Origin of the sequence: Marinilabilia salmonicolor (assembly GCF_003003035.1) — a bacterium.
Taxonomy (GTDB): domain Bacteria; phylum Bacteroidota; class Bacteroidia; order Bacteroidales; family Marinilabiliaceae; genus Marinilabilia; species Marinilabilia salmonicolor_A.
Genome location: NZ_PVTS01000023.1, coordinates 48,101 through 64,396, shown reverse-complemented (window position 1 = coordinate 64,396; position 16,296 = coordinate 48,101). Strand labels below are relative to the sequence as shown.

At 35.1% G+C, this 16,296-nt stretch carries 10 protein-coding genes; all 10 read left to right on the top strand.

Annotated elements, in window-relative coordinates; all coding sequences use genetic code 11:
- Positions 1–298 (top strand): hypothetical protein (locus BY457_RS19175; RefSeq protein WP_219885182.1); only part of this gene is annotated, 298 nt, incomplete at its 5' end.
- Between the two features lie 60 nt (positions 299–358).
- Positions 359–4,123 (top strand): YecA family protein, encoded by a 3,765-nt coding sequence (locus BY457_RS19170; protein ID WP_219885181.1) that lies wholly within the window; start codon positions 359–361, stop codon positions 4,121–4,123.
- A 329-nt stretch (positions 4,124–4,452) separates the two neighbouring features.
- Positions 4,453–6,264, top strand: coding sequence for a KAP family P-loop NTPase fold protein (locus tag BY457_RS17530; RefSeq protein WP_106154626.1), 1,812 nt, complete (start codon positions 4,453–4,455; stop codon positions 6,262–6,264).
- 4 nt (positions 6,265–6,268) lie between these two features.
- Entirely contained in the window at positions 6,269–7,147 is an 879-nt protein-coding gene (gene qatB / locus BY457_RS17525) for a Qat anti-phage system associated protein QatB (protein ID WP_106154625.1), read from the top strand.
- A complete protein-coding gene (gene qatC / locus BY457_RS17520) occupies positions 7,144–8,442 on the top strand; it encodes a Qat anti-phage system QueC-like protein QatC (protein ID WP_106154624.1) in 1,299 nt (432 codons plus the stop codon). The genes qatB and qatC overlap by 4 nt, the downstream gene beginning before the upstream one ends.
- Positions 8,435–9,163 (top strand): Qat anti-phage system TatD family nuclease QatD, encoded by a 729-nt coding sequence (gene qatD, locus BY457_RS17515; protein ID WP_106154623.1) that lies wholly within the window; start codon positions 8,435–8,437, stop codon positions 9,161–9,163. Before qatC ends, qatD begins: the two co-directional genes overlap by 8 nt.
- A gap of 265 nt (positions 9,164–9,428) precedes the next feature.
- Positions 9,429–12,431, top strand: a complete 3,003-nt coding sequence (locus BY457_RS17510; RefSeq protein ID WP_106154622.1) for a type I restriction endonuclease subunit R — start codon at positions 9,429–9,431, stop codon at positions 12,429–12,431.
- 95 nt (positions 12,432–12,526) lie between these two features.
- Positions 12,527–13,354, top strand: coding sequence for a KilA-N domain-containing protein (locus tag BY457_RS17505; protein ID WP_106154621.1), 828 nt, complete (start codon positions 12,527–12,529; stop codon positions 13,352–13,354).
- On the top strand, positions 13,347–14,639 hold the full coding sequence (locus tag BY457_RS17500; RefSeq protein ID WP_106154620.1) for a restriction endonuclease subunit S: 1,293 nt from the start codon (positions 13,347–13,349) through the stop codon (positions 14,637–14,639). Before BY457_RS17505 ends, BY457_RS17500 begins: the two co-directional genes overlap by 8 nt.
- A 2-nt stretch (positions 14,640–14,641) precedes the next feature.
- Positions 14,642–16,270, top strand: a complete 1,629-nt coding sequence (locus tag BY457_RS17495; RefSeq protein ID WP_106154619.1) for a type I restriction-modification system subunit M — start codon at positions 14,642–14,644, stop codon at positions 16,268–16,270.
- The last annotated feature ends 26 nt before the right edge of the window (positions 16,271–16,296 follow it).

Here is a 16,296-nt window from a genome sequence, read left to right as displayed (position 1 = left end):
TAAAAAAACAATTTTGAAAAGAGAACAGAAAAGAAGGAATGGAATAACAAAAAACAATCTGACAATAAATGAATTACGCCACACAACAAAGCTATTATACGCCAGCCGTGGCATCCACAGCATATTGGGGGTTCTGTTTTACCCTCTCCTATGCGTTCAAGCTGATAAAGTCACAGCGGGTCTGAAAGCCACGGGCCAGGCGCATATAGCCGGGACGTTGTGTTTCATGCTGAGAAAGACCGTGCAACAAAAGCCAACGCACATTTGGCACATTTGCAAGCCCAAACCCACAAGCTGATGCTTCAGCTTGCAAAAGAGCCAAATTTTTGCCGACGCACGCAATAACGATAAACATGTTATGACTAAAAAAATAGGAAGAAATGACCCGTGTCCATGTGGAAGTGGGAAAAAATATAAGAAATGCTGTCTGGTTTTAAATAGCAGTTTTGATTTTACACCGCCTCATGAAGAAAAACCTAATAAAACATTTGAATTTATAGAATCTAATAATTCTGCTCAGTTATTAGATTTTGTAATTGGACTGCAATTAGTTCCTAATAATCATGGGAAAAATTTACGCATAGAAAAAATAGTAACTCATATTGTTCAAAACCTGAATGAAAAAGCTAAAGGTGATTTGAATTTATTTAAAAAATACCTTGATGAAGAATATGAATACAATCCGATGGAGGACTTGCCCGAAAATCTATTTTGTGAAAATGTAGTTTTCTATGGTGGTAATTATACTGTTTTCTCTGGGATTTATGGTTATGCTGTAGAAATATTCAAAACCCTTTCTGAAAGTATATTTTCCCAAGACTGCACTTTGCCTGATGAATTTAAAAACCATGTATATAGTGGGATAACTCTAATTTTAAATCTAGGACAAAAATTATCTCAAAAGTTTAACATTTCAGGAAATATAAGAGATGTTGAAGGAGAAAGTAAGCTAGAATATTCATTCGATTTAAAGGACACATCATTTAGTCAAGAAGAAATATACAGTATTTGCGAAAATCATGGTATTGACCCAAGAATTGTAAATGATTTTGTTATTACGCCAAATGATAAAAGATTTTCAATTGACGACCCAGATTTAAATCCATTATTGTATTATCCTATTGTATCATATGATGATAGATACTACTTTGCTTTGATTTCAAATCAGATAAATGCTTTAAATGAATTTATTTTTAGGTTAAGTGATAAGTATAATTGCAATAAAGAATTAGTTTCATTATATCATAATAAATTATGGTATGAGCAATGGGGAGCTTGTAACAAAATGGATTGGCAATTAACTGATATTTCACTACCTGAAAATACCCATACTGATATATTAAAAGAAAGAGTTTATCAATTTGACACAAATAGAATTGCCTATTCGTGTTACTTACATAATAGTAGTATTGAAGGTAAATATAAAGTTAATCATTCTATTAATGGTGATTTTGACTTAAATCAACGAATTAATGAAGTAGTCTCAGCCCTGAAAAGTAACGAATTATTCAAGGATTTCAAGATACTTACTCTGATTAATTATGAGATGATGGGGCGAAATCTGTATTTAATGTTTGAGAGACCACAAAAAGACGAGTATCGTTTAGCAATACCCATACATCAATTTAATTTACTTTGTTCCTCTGAAAAATGGAATAATTTAAGTTTGTTGAAGTATGCGAAATCTTATGAACGATTTTCCCAAACAACACAAACAACAATATCGGACACATTAGATATTTATTCAATTTATAAGTCTAATGATGAAAGTTTCTATTTCGGAGATGATGCTAGACCGAATTTCATGACCATTGTGCCTGGTGATGGAAGTCGACTAATTAAAGATGCAAAAATTGAAAAGAATAGACATGGTATTTTAGGCGAGGTTGAAGGTAAAAGGGCATTTATCCCTTGTGAAAAATATGCGGACTATGCACCATTATATAGACCACTTTATCGCTATGGATATTATGCGATTTGCTTAGAAGCCTTCAAGTTTCCTATATGGATAACGAATCATCAAGCACAAAATAGGGAAATGGTTGTTGATGCGAGGAATTTTGCAGAAGCGATAGCATTTTGGTTATTTAAGCTAAAGAGCGAGATTTCATCTTTATTAGAAGCTAATATTTCAAATTTCTTTGAAATTAATATTATTCTTGATGATGCTGTTTTTGAAAACAAACAAACGAAGGATATAATTGAGAGTTCAGACGATAATCATTATACTTTTTCACTGGATGGTTTCACCCTTGATTTTGTAATTCCTTTTTCCAAAATAAAAACATTTATTGGTAGTAATAATTACGGAGAAAGGGAAATGATAAGAACTTTACTTAAAGCATTCAACCTAATTGATGGAATCCAATTTTCTGATGAGTTTATAAATCAATGTTTAGAAAAATTAATTCCACTTGGAAGTGCTAAAATGATACTTTTATCAGATAGCCAGAAAGACCAGTTAATTGATAATAGGTGGTTGATAAGCCCAAAATACATTAGCAATTCCGAGATTGAAAGGACTTTAGATGAATTGCCTGTATTAATTGAGCAAACAAAGGCAATTCCTGTAAACATTGAAAAACCTGAAGATAAAAAAGAGCTTTTTAATACTGCTACCCAATTACTTTTAAATGCTTTATCCGAAGAGATTAAGGAGTTTGAATTTGAGTTTTTATTAACTGCATTAATTGAGCTACATGAAACATTGGTATGGAAGAGAGAACATAACAAAACACTAATTCCTGCTCAAATTTTGTGTTTTGGAGATTTGGATGGAAAGTTAAAAGAAATCTTAGATGATGAAAATAAGCTTGTTAAAACATCTTTAGCAACAAGGTGTTTAATCGAATATATTGCATCTACACCAACAAAAGGTTCTATAAAAGCAAGTTTTGACGACATTGATAGATTACTAGTTTTGATGCATGAAATTGCAAACTATGGTTTCCTAAGTGATGCAGTTCATTTTAAACTTGCAAATCCAAAAATCGGTAAGCTAAAGTCAGGTAGAATTGGAATTTCAAGAGAGTTTTTTGATGATAAGCTTAAACCATTTGCTGAAGCTCATACAAAAGAAGAAGTTGATAAGTATTTAGCAAACTTTGAAAATAGATTTGAAATTTCTAATTTCTCAGTAGAAACTTCAGAAAAAGAAACTGATGAAGATAAAGAATTAAATGATATTGATAATGCATTCCTTGAAGACTGGGGAATCAGTTATTTGAATATATACAAGTTCTGCTTTTCATGTTATATGCTTTGTCTTGAAAGCGAAAGTTCAACAATATCAATGTCTGAATCTGAATTAGTAAAGAAACTTGTTGAAGAATTTAAACTGCCCGAAAATGAAGCTGTTAATGGAATAATGCGTTTTTCAATTTCAGAAAGACCAGATTATTTGAAAGCACCAGATGGCTATAAAAACAATGAAGTCTTTCCTTGGAAATATAATCGCGAATTTAGTTTCGCTAGAAGATTCCTAATAAAGCATACTAATGATAAAGGCAAATCAAAATTAACTTGGGGTTTTAGAAATGCAATTTCTGCGCAAAAACAACTTCACTATTTGTTGCATGAAGGTAAACTTAATAACGGTGGTGAAAATATTGAAAAACTATTAGGAACATTTCGAGAAAGAAAAGGTAAGGAATATCGCAATCAAGTAAAGGATTGGCTTAAAGGAAATAAAAACTTTGAAGTGATAGACTACGAGGTTGATATTTCGCCAAATGGTCACCTGCAAGCAGATAAGAAGTATGGTGATGTAGATATTATGGTGTTTGATACTGAAACTAATTTTGTTTGGAGTCTAGAATGTAAAGACACCAATAAAGCTAAAAACATCCATGAAATGAAAAATGAAATGGATAATTATCTTGGTCGTGAAGGGGGGAAAGGAATGATAAAGAAACATATCGAAAGGCATAAATGGTTAGAAAACAATACTGATAAAGTTTGTGCTTTCTTAAAAATTGAGAATCCAATAAAAATAGTATCATATTTGTTGACTTCTGAAGTTATTCCAACCTCATATACAAAAGCAGAAGAATTACCGATGCCTATTATTGCTTTTCCTGATTTAAAAAGAGAAGGTGTAAAAATATTATATCCGACCCACTAAGCCATGCACATTAAGCAAACGCACATATCAACCGCACAACCAAATTTGCTTAAAGAGCATGTCTTTTCAACGCACGGATTGACAGACAAAAAAAAGCACGAAAACACAACACGGCTAAAAGACAGAATCTAACATAAAAACATGAGAATAAATTTTGAAAAGACAGATTAAAATATTAGCATATTCATTGAAGGTTGGTGCAATAAAAAATTTGTTTTCCACCCCAGTTCGGTCCTTCGGGACAGTTGAGGAAACCAACACACATTGCACATTTGCAAAAGAGTGCAATTTTCCTACCCAATTTTATAGAAATAAAGTAGTATTTTAATATGTGGAAAGATAGCGAAACAAATATAGATTTACTTGACTTTGATTATCTAATTGGTGTTACAAAAAATATTATAATAAACGATGAGCTATCACCATCCAGTATTGGTGTTTATGGTGACTGGGGAAGCGGAAAATCAAGCTTAATAGAGATGACATTAAGCGAGTTATCAAGGAATAAGGATTATCTCTGTCTCAAATTCAATGGTTGGCTATTTGAGGGGTATGAAGATGCAAAGACTGCTTTGATTGGCACAATACTAGACGAAATCAATGGTAAAAAAACACCTACTGGCAAAGCTAAAGATGCGATTCAAAGACTATACAAAAATATAGACTTTTTTAAGTTAGCAAGTAAAGGGATTGAATATGGTCTTGGCTTTCTATTAACAGGTGGAATTGGAACAGTTGCTGACATCACGATGCAATCAGTAATTTCAAAAGTAAAAGAGAAAGCTTCAGATTTATCAGAAGGAGATATTAAAGACGTGCTAAGTAAAACATTGAAAAGTGATGAGATACGAAAAAAATTGAAAACTTTCCATAGTGATTTCTCAGAACTGCTAAAAGAGACTAAAATCAAACGATTAGTAATCTTTATAGATGATTTGGACAGGTGTAATCCGGATACAATTCTTGCTACTTTTGAGGCGATACGCTTATTTCTTTTTACTGAAGGAACTTCCTTTATTATTGGAGCAGATGAACGTCAAGTAATGTACGCCGTTCGGAAAAAATTTCCTGAAATAAAAGGAAATAAAATTGACATTGGAAAAGAATATTTAGAAAAGATTATCCAATATCCAGTTAAAATACCCCAGCTTGGGGTAAAGGAGGTACAGTTTTATATAATGTGCCTTCTTTTAAAATATGAATTGAAAGAAAAACATGCACCTGTTCTTGAATTTATTCAAGAGGAAAGACAAAAAGACTTCTTAAACTTCACAATATCATTTAGTTTAGTCGAAGGAAGATTTCCGAATGAAGAAGAAAAAATAAAAGAAGTGATTTCACTGGCGAATCAACTTTCTGCTGTACTTTCTAAAGGACTGAACGGTAATCCAAGGCACTGTAAAAGATTTTTAAATTCGCTTTCCATGCGGATCACAATGGCTAAGATAAAGAAGATTGACCTTGATAAGAAAGTGTTGTCAAAACTTATGCTACTCGAATATTTTAAGGATAATGTATTCAAGGAGCTTGGCGAAATGCAATCAAATGAAAAGGGATTGCCTGAAGAAATAAAATACATTGAAAATGATAAATGGGATAAAGTTGAAAAGCTAAAGCTCTGGAAAGATGATGACTGGTTTATAAATTGGATTAAAATAGAACCTAAATTAAGTGAAACTAATTTGCAACCTTACTTCTACTTTTCAAGAGAGAGTCTTCAATTAAGAAGTACTAGTGAAATAAAACAATTAAGCCTTGAAGCTGAAAATATTTTATCTGGATTATTGTCAGGAAGTGATTCTGCAAGAACCGAAGCTCTAAAAAAAGCTAATTTGATAAGCGATTTTGAATCAGCCCAAGTACTAAGAGCAGTTATTTCAGAGATTGAAACAGCATCTGATATTTCCGCCGAGCTATTTAAGTCATTCATTTCTTGGGGTGGAAGCCGACCCGAAAACTATACCGATACTATTGCATGTTTAAATGCAATACCAAGTGGTAATATTAAAGTTTCATTCATTCCACGGATAAAAGAATTTGCCTCAACATCCAATAAAGTCTTGGAGATAAATGAACTCCTTGAGAAATGGCAAAAAGATAACCCAAGATTAAAAAACGCAATTGGTAATGAAATAAAATAAAAATATGGGAACCTCAAGTATGTACACCGGACCATCCGGGAATCCATTATTACCTGATGATTTTGATGATACCACAAATCCTGACTCACAGAATGGTGATGATAATTCTCAAGACCAAGAGAATAATAATACTGATGGAGATTCTGCTGAAAATAATCAGAGCCATAATAACGATGAAAACAGTGGTAATAATCAAGACTCAAACGGCAATGAGAATAACTGGAGTAATGCTAAAAACTTTATGTCTCGGTATGCCTCTGGCGCATCTCGAAACTTCAAAAGAGCTGTTTCAAGTTATGTTAAAGCTCATGGAGGCTCAAAAAGCGCTGCAAAATCTGCGTCAAGCGGTATTCGTTCAACATCGGGTTTAGGACAATTTTTAAGCAGTAGTTCAACGCAAGGAATTCGAGAAACATTATCTCAATATAACGTTGAATATGAGGGAAGAACTGCAAAAGAAATATTAACAGATGTTATAAATCGAATAGCACCCATTCCTGTAACCAAAGAAGATTCTGTTGCAAGAAAAGCATTACTTCGTACAATGGAAGTTTTATATGAAAAACTTGACGATGAAAACAATGACATAACTACTTTAGAAAAGATTGATAAGGAGCTTTTGAACGAAATGATTCCGATACAAGTGGAATCCTATATTTACGAAAGAATTATTAATGATTTAGGAAGTCGTATTGAATCAAAATCAACTTCTCCTGCTGATGCAATAAGTAAGGAGAAAGAGTTAAAAGAATATATCAATTCAAAAGTAGAAACAACATTAAAAGATAAAGACTTCTCTAAAATTGATTTTAACAATAAAATGAACAAAGAGGTCGAGAATCTTTACGAACAATGTTATAAGGTTATGGAGGATATACTATGATTCAAATTATATGCAGATTAAATGATGAAGATAATTTTTCCGTTCAGGATTGTCTTTTTAATATTAATCTAAATGATAAAAAGGAATATCATTGGACATTTTATCAAACTGTAAGGAGGCTCTGCCAGTTTCCAAACTTCTTTTCAGATGAGGCACTTGACTTATTTTACATTTCATTGATGGTATATTATGCCGACCGAAAAGTTCTTAGAAAAGATACTTTTGATTCATGGACTCGAAGGTTCAAAATATACATGCCTGTTTTAGAACCTGATAAATGGAACAATCAAAAAGAATTGCTCGAACAAATGGTATCATTCCTAAGTGGGGATTTATGGGAATTTGAATTCAGAAAAAGGGAATTAAACAATAAGGAGTTAAGAGTAAAAAAATGTGCGGAAAAATCTAGGAAAAATTATAAACCATTAGCATTTTGTATGCTTTCAGGAGGATTGGATTCTTTTATTGGTGCAATTGATTTATTAGGCAAAGAAAAGAATATCGCTTTTATAGGACATTATGGTGGAGGTAAAGGTGTTATTGAATATCAGAATAATGTAAAAACAATTCTTAGTGAGAAGTATGCTCTTACCGATAAGCAATTTTTTAATTTTCACGCAGCACCTGTTGGTGGTATAGAAGATTCGACAAGGACTCGCTCATTTATGTTCTTTACGCACGCAATAATTTTAGCTTCTGCTTTAAATGAACAGACCAAACTATTTATCCCAGAGAATGGATTAATTTCATTAAACATCCCACTTACGAACACACGATTAGGAACAAGTAGTACAAGAACAACTCATCCATATTATATGGGAATGTTACAAACCCTACTAAATAATCTAGATATCAAAGTTGAGTTAAATAATCCTTACCAATTCAAAACAAAAGGAGAGATGATTATTGAATGTATTGACTCTGCTTTCCTAAAAGAAAACATTTCGAAGACAATGTCATGTTCTCACCCGGACCAAGCTCGATATGATAAGGCAAAAGCCCCTATACACTGTGGTACTTGCTTGCCTTGTGTAATACGTAGAGCAGCTATTGAAAAGGCATATAGTGTCGATTATTCATCATATAAGAATGTGAATTTCAATTTAGGGAATAACGCTCCAATTGACCTTAAATCATACAAAATTGGGATTCTGGATTTTAAAAATTCTTCATCTAAAACAATATTTAAAATTCAGGAATCTGGTCCTATTTTATATAAGCAATATGAGTTTGAAAAACTCTATGTAAGTGGAATGAATGAACTAGCTGAGCTTTTAGATAAATACAATGGATAGTTACTTATACGACACTCATTTTCATTTAGATTTATTCAAATCTGTTAGTGATATAGTCAAAGAGGTTGAAGAAAATAAGATATACACCATCGCAGTTAGTAATTTACCTGTACTTTATTCTAAGCTAAAGGAAAAAATTTCATCAAAATATATAAGACCTGCATTAGGATTTCACCCTGAATTACTTTTTCAATACAAACATCACATTCCTCAAATGTGGACATTGTTAAATGAAACCAGATACATTGGGGAAGTAGGTTTAGATTTTAAGACAGGTAAAGATTTTAAAGAACTTCAAGTATCTTTCTTTACTGAGCTTATTGACCGATGTAACCAGATTGGAGGTAAAATACTAACAATCCATTCAAGGCAAAGTGCAGATGAAATTACATCAATTATAGGTGCCTCGTTTAACGGTAAAGTAATCTTGCATTGGTATTCAGGAAGTAAAATTACATTGAATCAAGCTATCAAAAATGGATATTTCTTTTCTGTTAATTACTCGATGGTTAAATCAAATTCTGGAAAAGAATTAATTAAGATGATTCCATTAGATAAATTATTATTGGAAACAGATTCTCCATTTGTTAAGTATAATAAGAAACCTTTTACACCTAAGGATATTAGATATATAGTCGAAGAATTATCTGTTATTTTTGAGGTTGACTTCCTTAGAATGTCCTCAATCCTTTGGTCAAACTTTAAAAGGTTAATTAAATGAAAATCCAACACACAGCCAAGCACAATCGCAAATCGCCTTTGGCGTTTTTTGATGACTTTGGAGACTTGTAAAAAATGCAAGAGGTTTATTTTGGCTTAAGATATCAGATCAATTATATTGGTTTTATATATTGTTCGATAATGAAATTTCCCATCCTTCTTAATTTCTCTATCCCTGTAAAATAAAGACTTTATGTAAATTCTATTTTTGTTAAACAAGGAATAGGCGATTATTTTTTGTAATTTTCGCAACACAATAAAGCAGTATGACGAAAGAACATCAAATAGAGGAAAAGCTAATTGAGCAGCTCAAAGAGCTGAAATATACTCATCGGCCCGATATTGTTGATAGAAAAACACTTGAGCAGAACTTCAAAGCCAAATTTGAAGCCCTGAATCGTGTTCGTCTTACGGATAGTGAGTTTCTAAGGTTGCGGGAACAGATTATTGAGCCTGATGTTTTTGAAGCTTCTAAAATGTTGCGCGAAAGGCAGTATTTTCAAAGGGAAGATGGTACGCCACTACATTATACTTTGGTCAATATCAAAGACTGGTGTAAGAATGAATACGAGGTTGTCAGCCAACTACGAATTAATACGGAAAACAGTAATCAACGCTATGATGTTATCCTTTTGATTAACGGTTTGCCGGTAGTGCAAATTGAGTTGAAGAAACTGGATATTTCGCCCCGGAAAGCCATGCAGCAAATCGTGGACTATAAAAATGAACCGGGCAATGGATATGGCAACTCCCTGATGTGTTTCATGCAGTTATTTATTGTGAGCAATCGCAGCAATACAATTTATTTCGCCAATAATAAAAACCAGCATTTTCAATTCAATGCAGATGAGCAGTTTTTGCCTATTTACCAACTTGCTGATGAGAAAAATAAGAAAATCAGGCACCTTGAATCATTCACAGATAAGTTTCTGAAAAAGTGCACCCTCGGTGAGTTGATTAGCAAGTACATGGTATTGGTAGAGAGTGAACAGAAATTGCTGGTTATGCGGCCTTACCAAATTTATGCTGTAAAAGCCATTGTTGATTGCATTCACCAAAACAGGGGTAATGGTTACATTTGGCATACCACCGGAAGTGGGAAAACCCTGACATCTTTCAAGGCTTCAACGCTTTTAAAAGACAATCCTGATATTGAAAAATGCCTTTTTGTAGTTGATCGTAAAGATCTCGACCGTCAAACCCGTGAGGAGTTTAATAAGTTTCAGGAAGGAAGTGTGGAAGAAAACACGAATACCGAAACTTTGGTTAGACGTTTACTTTCCACCGACTATGCCGATAAAGTGATTGTCACCACCATTCAAAAATTGGGTTTGGCACTGGATGGCACATATAAAAGGAACTATAAAGAACGGTTAGAGTCCTTGAGCGACAAACGGATGGTTTTCATTTTTGATGAGTGCCACCGATCCCAGTTTGGAGAGAATCACAAGGCGATCAAAGAGTTTTTTCCAAATGCGCAGCTTTTTGGATTTACTGGTACGCCCATTTTTGATGACAATGCCTCTCAAAAAATTCGTGAAGACCAATACGAGACCTATAAGACGACAAAAACCATTTTTGAAAAGGAACTACACGCTTACACGATAACTCATGCCATTGATGACAAAAATGTCCTGCGTTTTCACATTGATTATTTTAAAGGGGAGGGTAAACAAAATCCTAAGCCTGGAGAAGCTCTTGCTCAGCAGGCCGTAGCAGAAGCAATAATTGACAAGCATAATGCTGCCACCAATCAGCGGAAATTTAACGCACTTTTGGCCACAGCTTCCATCAACAATGCAATAGAATATTATCGCTTGTTCAAGGAAATTCAAAAGAAAAAGTTAAATGAAAATCCGGATTATGTGCCTTTGAACATTGCCTGTGTGTTTTCGCCACCGGCACAATTGATTGCTGCCAACGGTGACCAGCAAAGTCAGAAAAATGCAGCAGACATTAAACAGCTTCAGGAGGATTTAGCGCAGGAGAAAGAAGACAACAAGCAAAATCCGGAAGAGAAGAAAAAAGCTTTAACTGAGATTATTGCCGATTACAACAAACAATATGGCACCAATCACAGCTTTAATGAGTTTGATTTGTACTATCAGGATGTGCAAAAACGCATTAAAGACCAAAAGTTCAGCAATAAAGAATATCCTCGTAAGAATAAAATTGACCTGACCATTGTAGTGGACATGTTACTCACAGGCTTTGATTCCAAATTCCTGAATACTTTGTATGTGGACAAGAACCTGAAACATCACGGATTGATTCAGGCTTTTTCGCGTACCAATCGTGTGATAAACGATACCAAACCCTATGGAAATATTCTGGATTTCCGCTCGCAACAGGATGCCGTTAACCAGGCCATTACTCTTTTTTCCGGAGAAGATGCCGGCAAGGCCAAAGAAATATGGATGGTTGATCCTGCTCCGGTGGTGATTGAAAAATATCAAAAGGCAGTTGAAGCTTTGGGGGAATTCATGCATGAACATGATTTAGCCAACGAACCACAGGAAGTTTACAACCTAAAAGGTGATGCTGCCCGGATTTCTTTTGTGAAAAATTTCAAGGAAGTGCAACGGCTCAAAACCCAGTTGGACCAATACACCGATTTGGACGAGGAGCAAAAGGAGATGATTGAGGCCATACTTCCAAAGGAAACTTTACAGGAATTCAGAAGCTCCTACATAGAAACCGCCAAACAATTCAGGGAAATACAGCAAAAAGAGGGTGATGATGCCCCGGAAGAAATACAGCAACTGGATTTTGAATTTGTATTGTTTGCTTCTGCGGTGATTGACTACGATTACATCATGAACCTGATTGCTGATAGTACACAGAAGAAACCGGCCAAACAAAAAATGACCAAGGCGCAGGTCATTGGTTTGCTGAAATCGAATTCCAACCTCATGGATGAGGAGGAGGATCTGACCGAATACATCAACAGTCTGGATTGGGAAAGTGGAAAGGATGTGGAGACTTTGCAGAAAGGTTATGAAACATTTAAGGCTGAGAAGTACCACAAGGAACTGGCTGCCATTGCCAACAAACACGGGTTAGAAACATCAGACCTGAAAGACTTTGTTGAACAGGTTATGAACCGAATGATTTTTGACGGGGAAAAACTCACAGATCTATTGGAACCCTTGGAATTAGGATGGAAACAAAGAAGTAAGGTAGAGGTAGCATTGATGAAGGACCTTGCACCACAATTAAAAAAATTAGCCCAAGGGCGCGAAATTTCAGGATTGGCAGCCTATGAGTAAGGAATTTGTAATTATGGCATTTCCGGCACAATTAAAATATAGGCAACGATAATTGATATTCTTATTTCCCCGAATTTGAGAGAATAATTGAAATAATGAAGAAAAGTAAAAACATAAATGTTCAGGGATTGCAGATTGGGTTCATGCAATCGGAGCAAAAAGACTTTATATGTATTACAGATATTGCGAAACACAAGAACCCAGAAGCGCCAAGGGATATCATTAAAAACTGGATGCGCAGTAAAAATACAATTGAATTATTAGGGCTTTGGGAAAAATTACACAATCCGGATTTTAAACAGGTCGAATTCGACCTGTTTAAAAATGAAGCCGGTTATAATCACTTTGTTTTATCACCTCAAAAGTGGATTGAAGCTACTAATGCCATCGGAATAGTTGCAAAATCAGGACGCTACGGTGGTACTTATGCCCATATTGATATTGCCCTTGAATTTGCCTCCTGGGTTTCGGTTGAATTTAAATTCTACCTGATTAAAGAATTTCAATACCTGAAAAGCCAACAAGAAAAAGAGTTGGACTGGAATATTAAACGAAAACTTACCAAAATAAACTACCGGATACATACCGATGCCATTAAAGAAAAACTGATACCAGATAACCTTACACCTCAACAAATAAGCTATGTTTATGCCAATGAGGCCGATGTGCTTAACATGGCGTTGTTTGGCAAAACAGCAAAGCAGTGGCGAGACGAAAACCCCGGTGATAAAGGGAATATCCGCGATTATGCCAATGTTTCGCAATTGGTGTGCCTGGCCAATCTCGAAAACCTGAATGCCGTGCTGATTGACGAGAATGTCCCACAACCCGAACGGTTAAAAAAACTCAATCAAATTGCCATTAACCAAATGAAAATCCTTTTATCAGACGATAACACTAGAAAACTGGGGAACAATGAGTAAGGTGATAAAACGTGCCAAAAGCAAAGCTGGAGGGTTAATACCGGAATTGCGTTTTCCTGAGTTTGTGGAGGATGGGGAGTGGGAATTAAAGATATTAGGTGATTGCTTATTAAAAAATCCTGAATATGGAATTAATGCACCCGCAGCACCATATTCTGATAAATTGCCAACTTATCTTAGAATTACCGATATCTCTGATGATGGAACATTTATTACAAGGGATAAAGTTTCTGTAAACAGAAATGTCACTGAAGATAATTATCTGTCGGAGGGAGATATAGTTTTAGCAAGAACAGGGGCAAGTGTTGGCAAATCATACAAATACAGAAAAAAGGACGGTAAACTTGTTTTTGCAGGGTTTCTTATAAGAGTAAAACCAGATACCAAGAAAATAGATTCAGAATTGCTCTTCCAGTTTCTTTACTCTGAACAATATTGGAAGTGGGTAAGTTTCATTTCTGCAAGAAGTGGACAGCCAGGCATTAATGGAACAGAATACGCTTCAATGCCGATTAATTTACCTCCTACAATACCGGAACAACAAAAAATTGCCTCCTGTCTTTCTTCCTTAGACGAGCTGATAGCCGCCCACAATGATAAACTTCAGGCCCTCAAAGACCACAAAAAAGGCTTGATGCAAAATCTTTTTCCCCAAGAAGGTGAAAAAGTACCGAAGTTTCGTTTTCCGGAGTTTGAGAATGATGGAGAGTGGGTAAATAATACGTTAGGGGAAGTTGCAACATTTTCAAAGGGAAAAGGAATATCCAAAAGTGATATTTCGGAAAATGGAAGTTTACCTTGTATCAGATACGGAGAATTATATACTCATTACAATGAAACTATCCGAGATATAAAGTCATTCACAAATTTAAATAGTGAAACTTTAGTATTGAGTGAAAAGAATGATGTAATAATTCCTTCATCCGGCGAAACTCATATTGATATAGCCACAGCTTCTTGTGTTATGAAGGAGGGAGTTGCTTTGGGTGGTGATTTGAACATCATTAAAACAAGAATTAATGGTGTTTTCCTTGCCTATTATTTAAATAATGCAAAGAAAAAAGAGCTTGCACAAATTGCGCAAGGAATTTCAGTTGTTCACCTTTATGCTAATCAATTAAAAACATTAGTGGTTTATATTCCATCCTTTAAAGAACAGCAAAAAATCGCCACCTGTCTATCTGCCTTGGATGAGTTAATCACCGCCCAATCAGAAAAAGTAGAGCACTTGCAGTCGCACAAAAAGGGCTTAATGCAAGGCTTGTTTCCGAAAATTGACAATTAATTATGACACAAATAGAACAACAACAACTGGGTAAAACCCTTTGGAAAATAGCAGATCAACTACGAGGTGCAATGAATGCGGACGATTTTCGCGATTACATGCTTTCATTCTTGTTTCTAAGATACTTATCTCACAACTATGTAGAATCTGCAAAAAAGGAATTAGGAAGAGATTACCCTGATGACACGCCAATAGACGTGATGTCTAAATTAAAGGTAAATACACCCTTAGAAATTTGGTACTACGAGAATCCAGAAGATGTTGAAGAGTTTGAAAAACAAATGCGGAGAAAAGTGCATTACGTAATCAAACCGCAGCATCTTTGGAGTAATATTACCGAACTGGCCCGAACACAAGATGGGGAATTACTTATTACTTTAGAAGCCGGTTTCCGCTACATCGAAAACGAATCGTTTGCAAATTCTTTTCAGGGTTTGTTTTCAGAAATCAACCTGAATTCTGAAAAGCTCGGTCGAACACCAGCCGACCGGAATAAAAAGCTTTGCACCATTATTCAGAAAATTGCTGAAGGAATTGCCGAATTTTCTACCGATACTGATACACTAGGGGATGCTTATGAATATCTGATTGGGCAATTTGCCGCCGGTTCCGGTAAAAAAGCAGGCGAGTTTTATACACCTCAACAAATCTCAACCATCCTCTCTGAAATCGTTACCTTGGATAGCCAGGAACCTTCCACAGGAAAGAAAAGTAAGCTCGACAAAGTACTGGATTTTGCCTGTGGTTCGGGATCACTTTTGTTGAACGTAAGGAAACGAATAAAAGAAGGTGGTGGCAATACCGGTAAAATCTATGGGCAGGAAAACAATATTACGACCTACAACCTGGCCCGAATGAATATGCTGTTGCATGGCATGAAAGATACCGAGTTTGATATATATCACGGTGACACCCTGCTCAATCACTGGGATATATTGAACGAGATAAATCCATCCAAAAAGATAGAATTTGATGCCATCGTAGCCAATCCCCCATTTAGTTTGCGTTGGGAACCAAACGACACTCTGGCCGAGGATTTTCGTTTTAAAAGTTACGGATTGGCCCCGAAATCAGCTGCCGACTTTGCATTTCTTTTGCACGGGTTTCACTTCCTGGCTGAAGGAGGAACCATGGCCATTATTTTGCCACATGGAGTGTTGTTTCGTGGAGGAGCAGAAGAGCGTATCCGAACCAAACTACTAAAAGACAATAATATTGATACGGTTATCGGGTTGCCTCCAAATTTGTTTTATTCTACGGGTATTCCGGTTTGTATCCTGGTACTGAAAAAGTGTAAAAAGGAAGAAGATGTCCTGTTTATTAATGCCAGTGAGCATTTTGAGAAAGGCAAGCGTCAGAACTGGCTGGGGGAAGAGAATATTACATCTATCGTCGAAACATACAAATACCGAAAAGAAACCGACCGTTATTCACGAAAAGTTTCGATGGAAGAAATCGAAAAGAACGGTTACAATTTGAATATTTCACGCTATGTGAATACAGCTGCAGAAGAAGAAAAGATTGACTTGAAAGAAGTGAATGAACGCCTGGCATCAATAAATGAACGAATCAAAACGAATACTGATAAACACAATGAATTTTTGAAGGAGTTGGGATTGCCGCTAATTTAATACCCTATTAAAACCAGTTAAAAGGT

Bases quoted from the DNA above. Each gene is read 5' to 3' on its own strand.
- qatD (WP_106154623.1), top strand. From the start codon at position 8,435: ATGGATAGTTACTTATACGACACTCATTTTCATTTAGATTTATTCAAA.
- BY457_RS17530 (WP_106154626.1), top strand. From the start codon at position 4,453: ATGTGGAAAGATAGCGAAACAAATATAGATTTACTTGACTTTGATTAT.
- BY457_RS17500 (WP_106154620.1), top strand. From the start codon at position 13,347: ATGAGTAAGGTGATAAAACGTGCCAAAAGCAAAGCTGGAGGGTTAATA.
- qatC (WP_106154624.1), top strand. From the start codon at position 7,144: ATGATTCAAATTATATGCAGATTAAATGATGAAGATAATTTTTCCGTT.
- BY457_RS17495 (WP_106154619.1), top strand. From the start codon at position 14,642: ATGACACAAATAGAACAACAACAACTGGGTAAAACCCTTTGGAAAATA.
- BY457_RS17510 (WP_106154622.1), top strand. From the start codon at position 9,429: ATGACGAAAGAACATCAAATAGAGGAAAAGCTAATTGAGCAGCTCAAA.
- BY457_RS19170 (WP_219885181.1), top strand. From the start codon at position 359: ATGACTAAAAAAATAGGAAGAAATGACCCGTGTCCATGTGGAAGTGGG.
- qatB (WP_106154625.1), top strand. From the start codon at position 6,269: ATGGGAACCTCAAGTATGTACACCGGACCATCCGGGAATCCATTATTA.
- BY457_RS17505 (WP_106154621.1), top strand. From the start codon at position 12,527: ATGAAGAAAAGTAAAAACATAAATGTTCAGGGATTGCAGATTGGGTTC.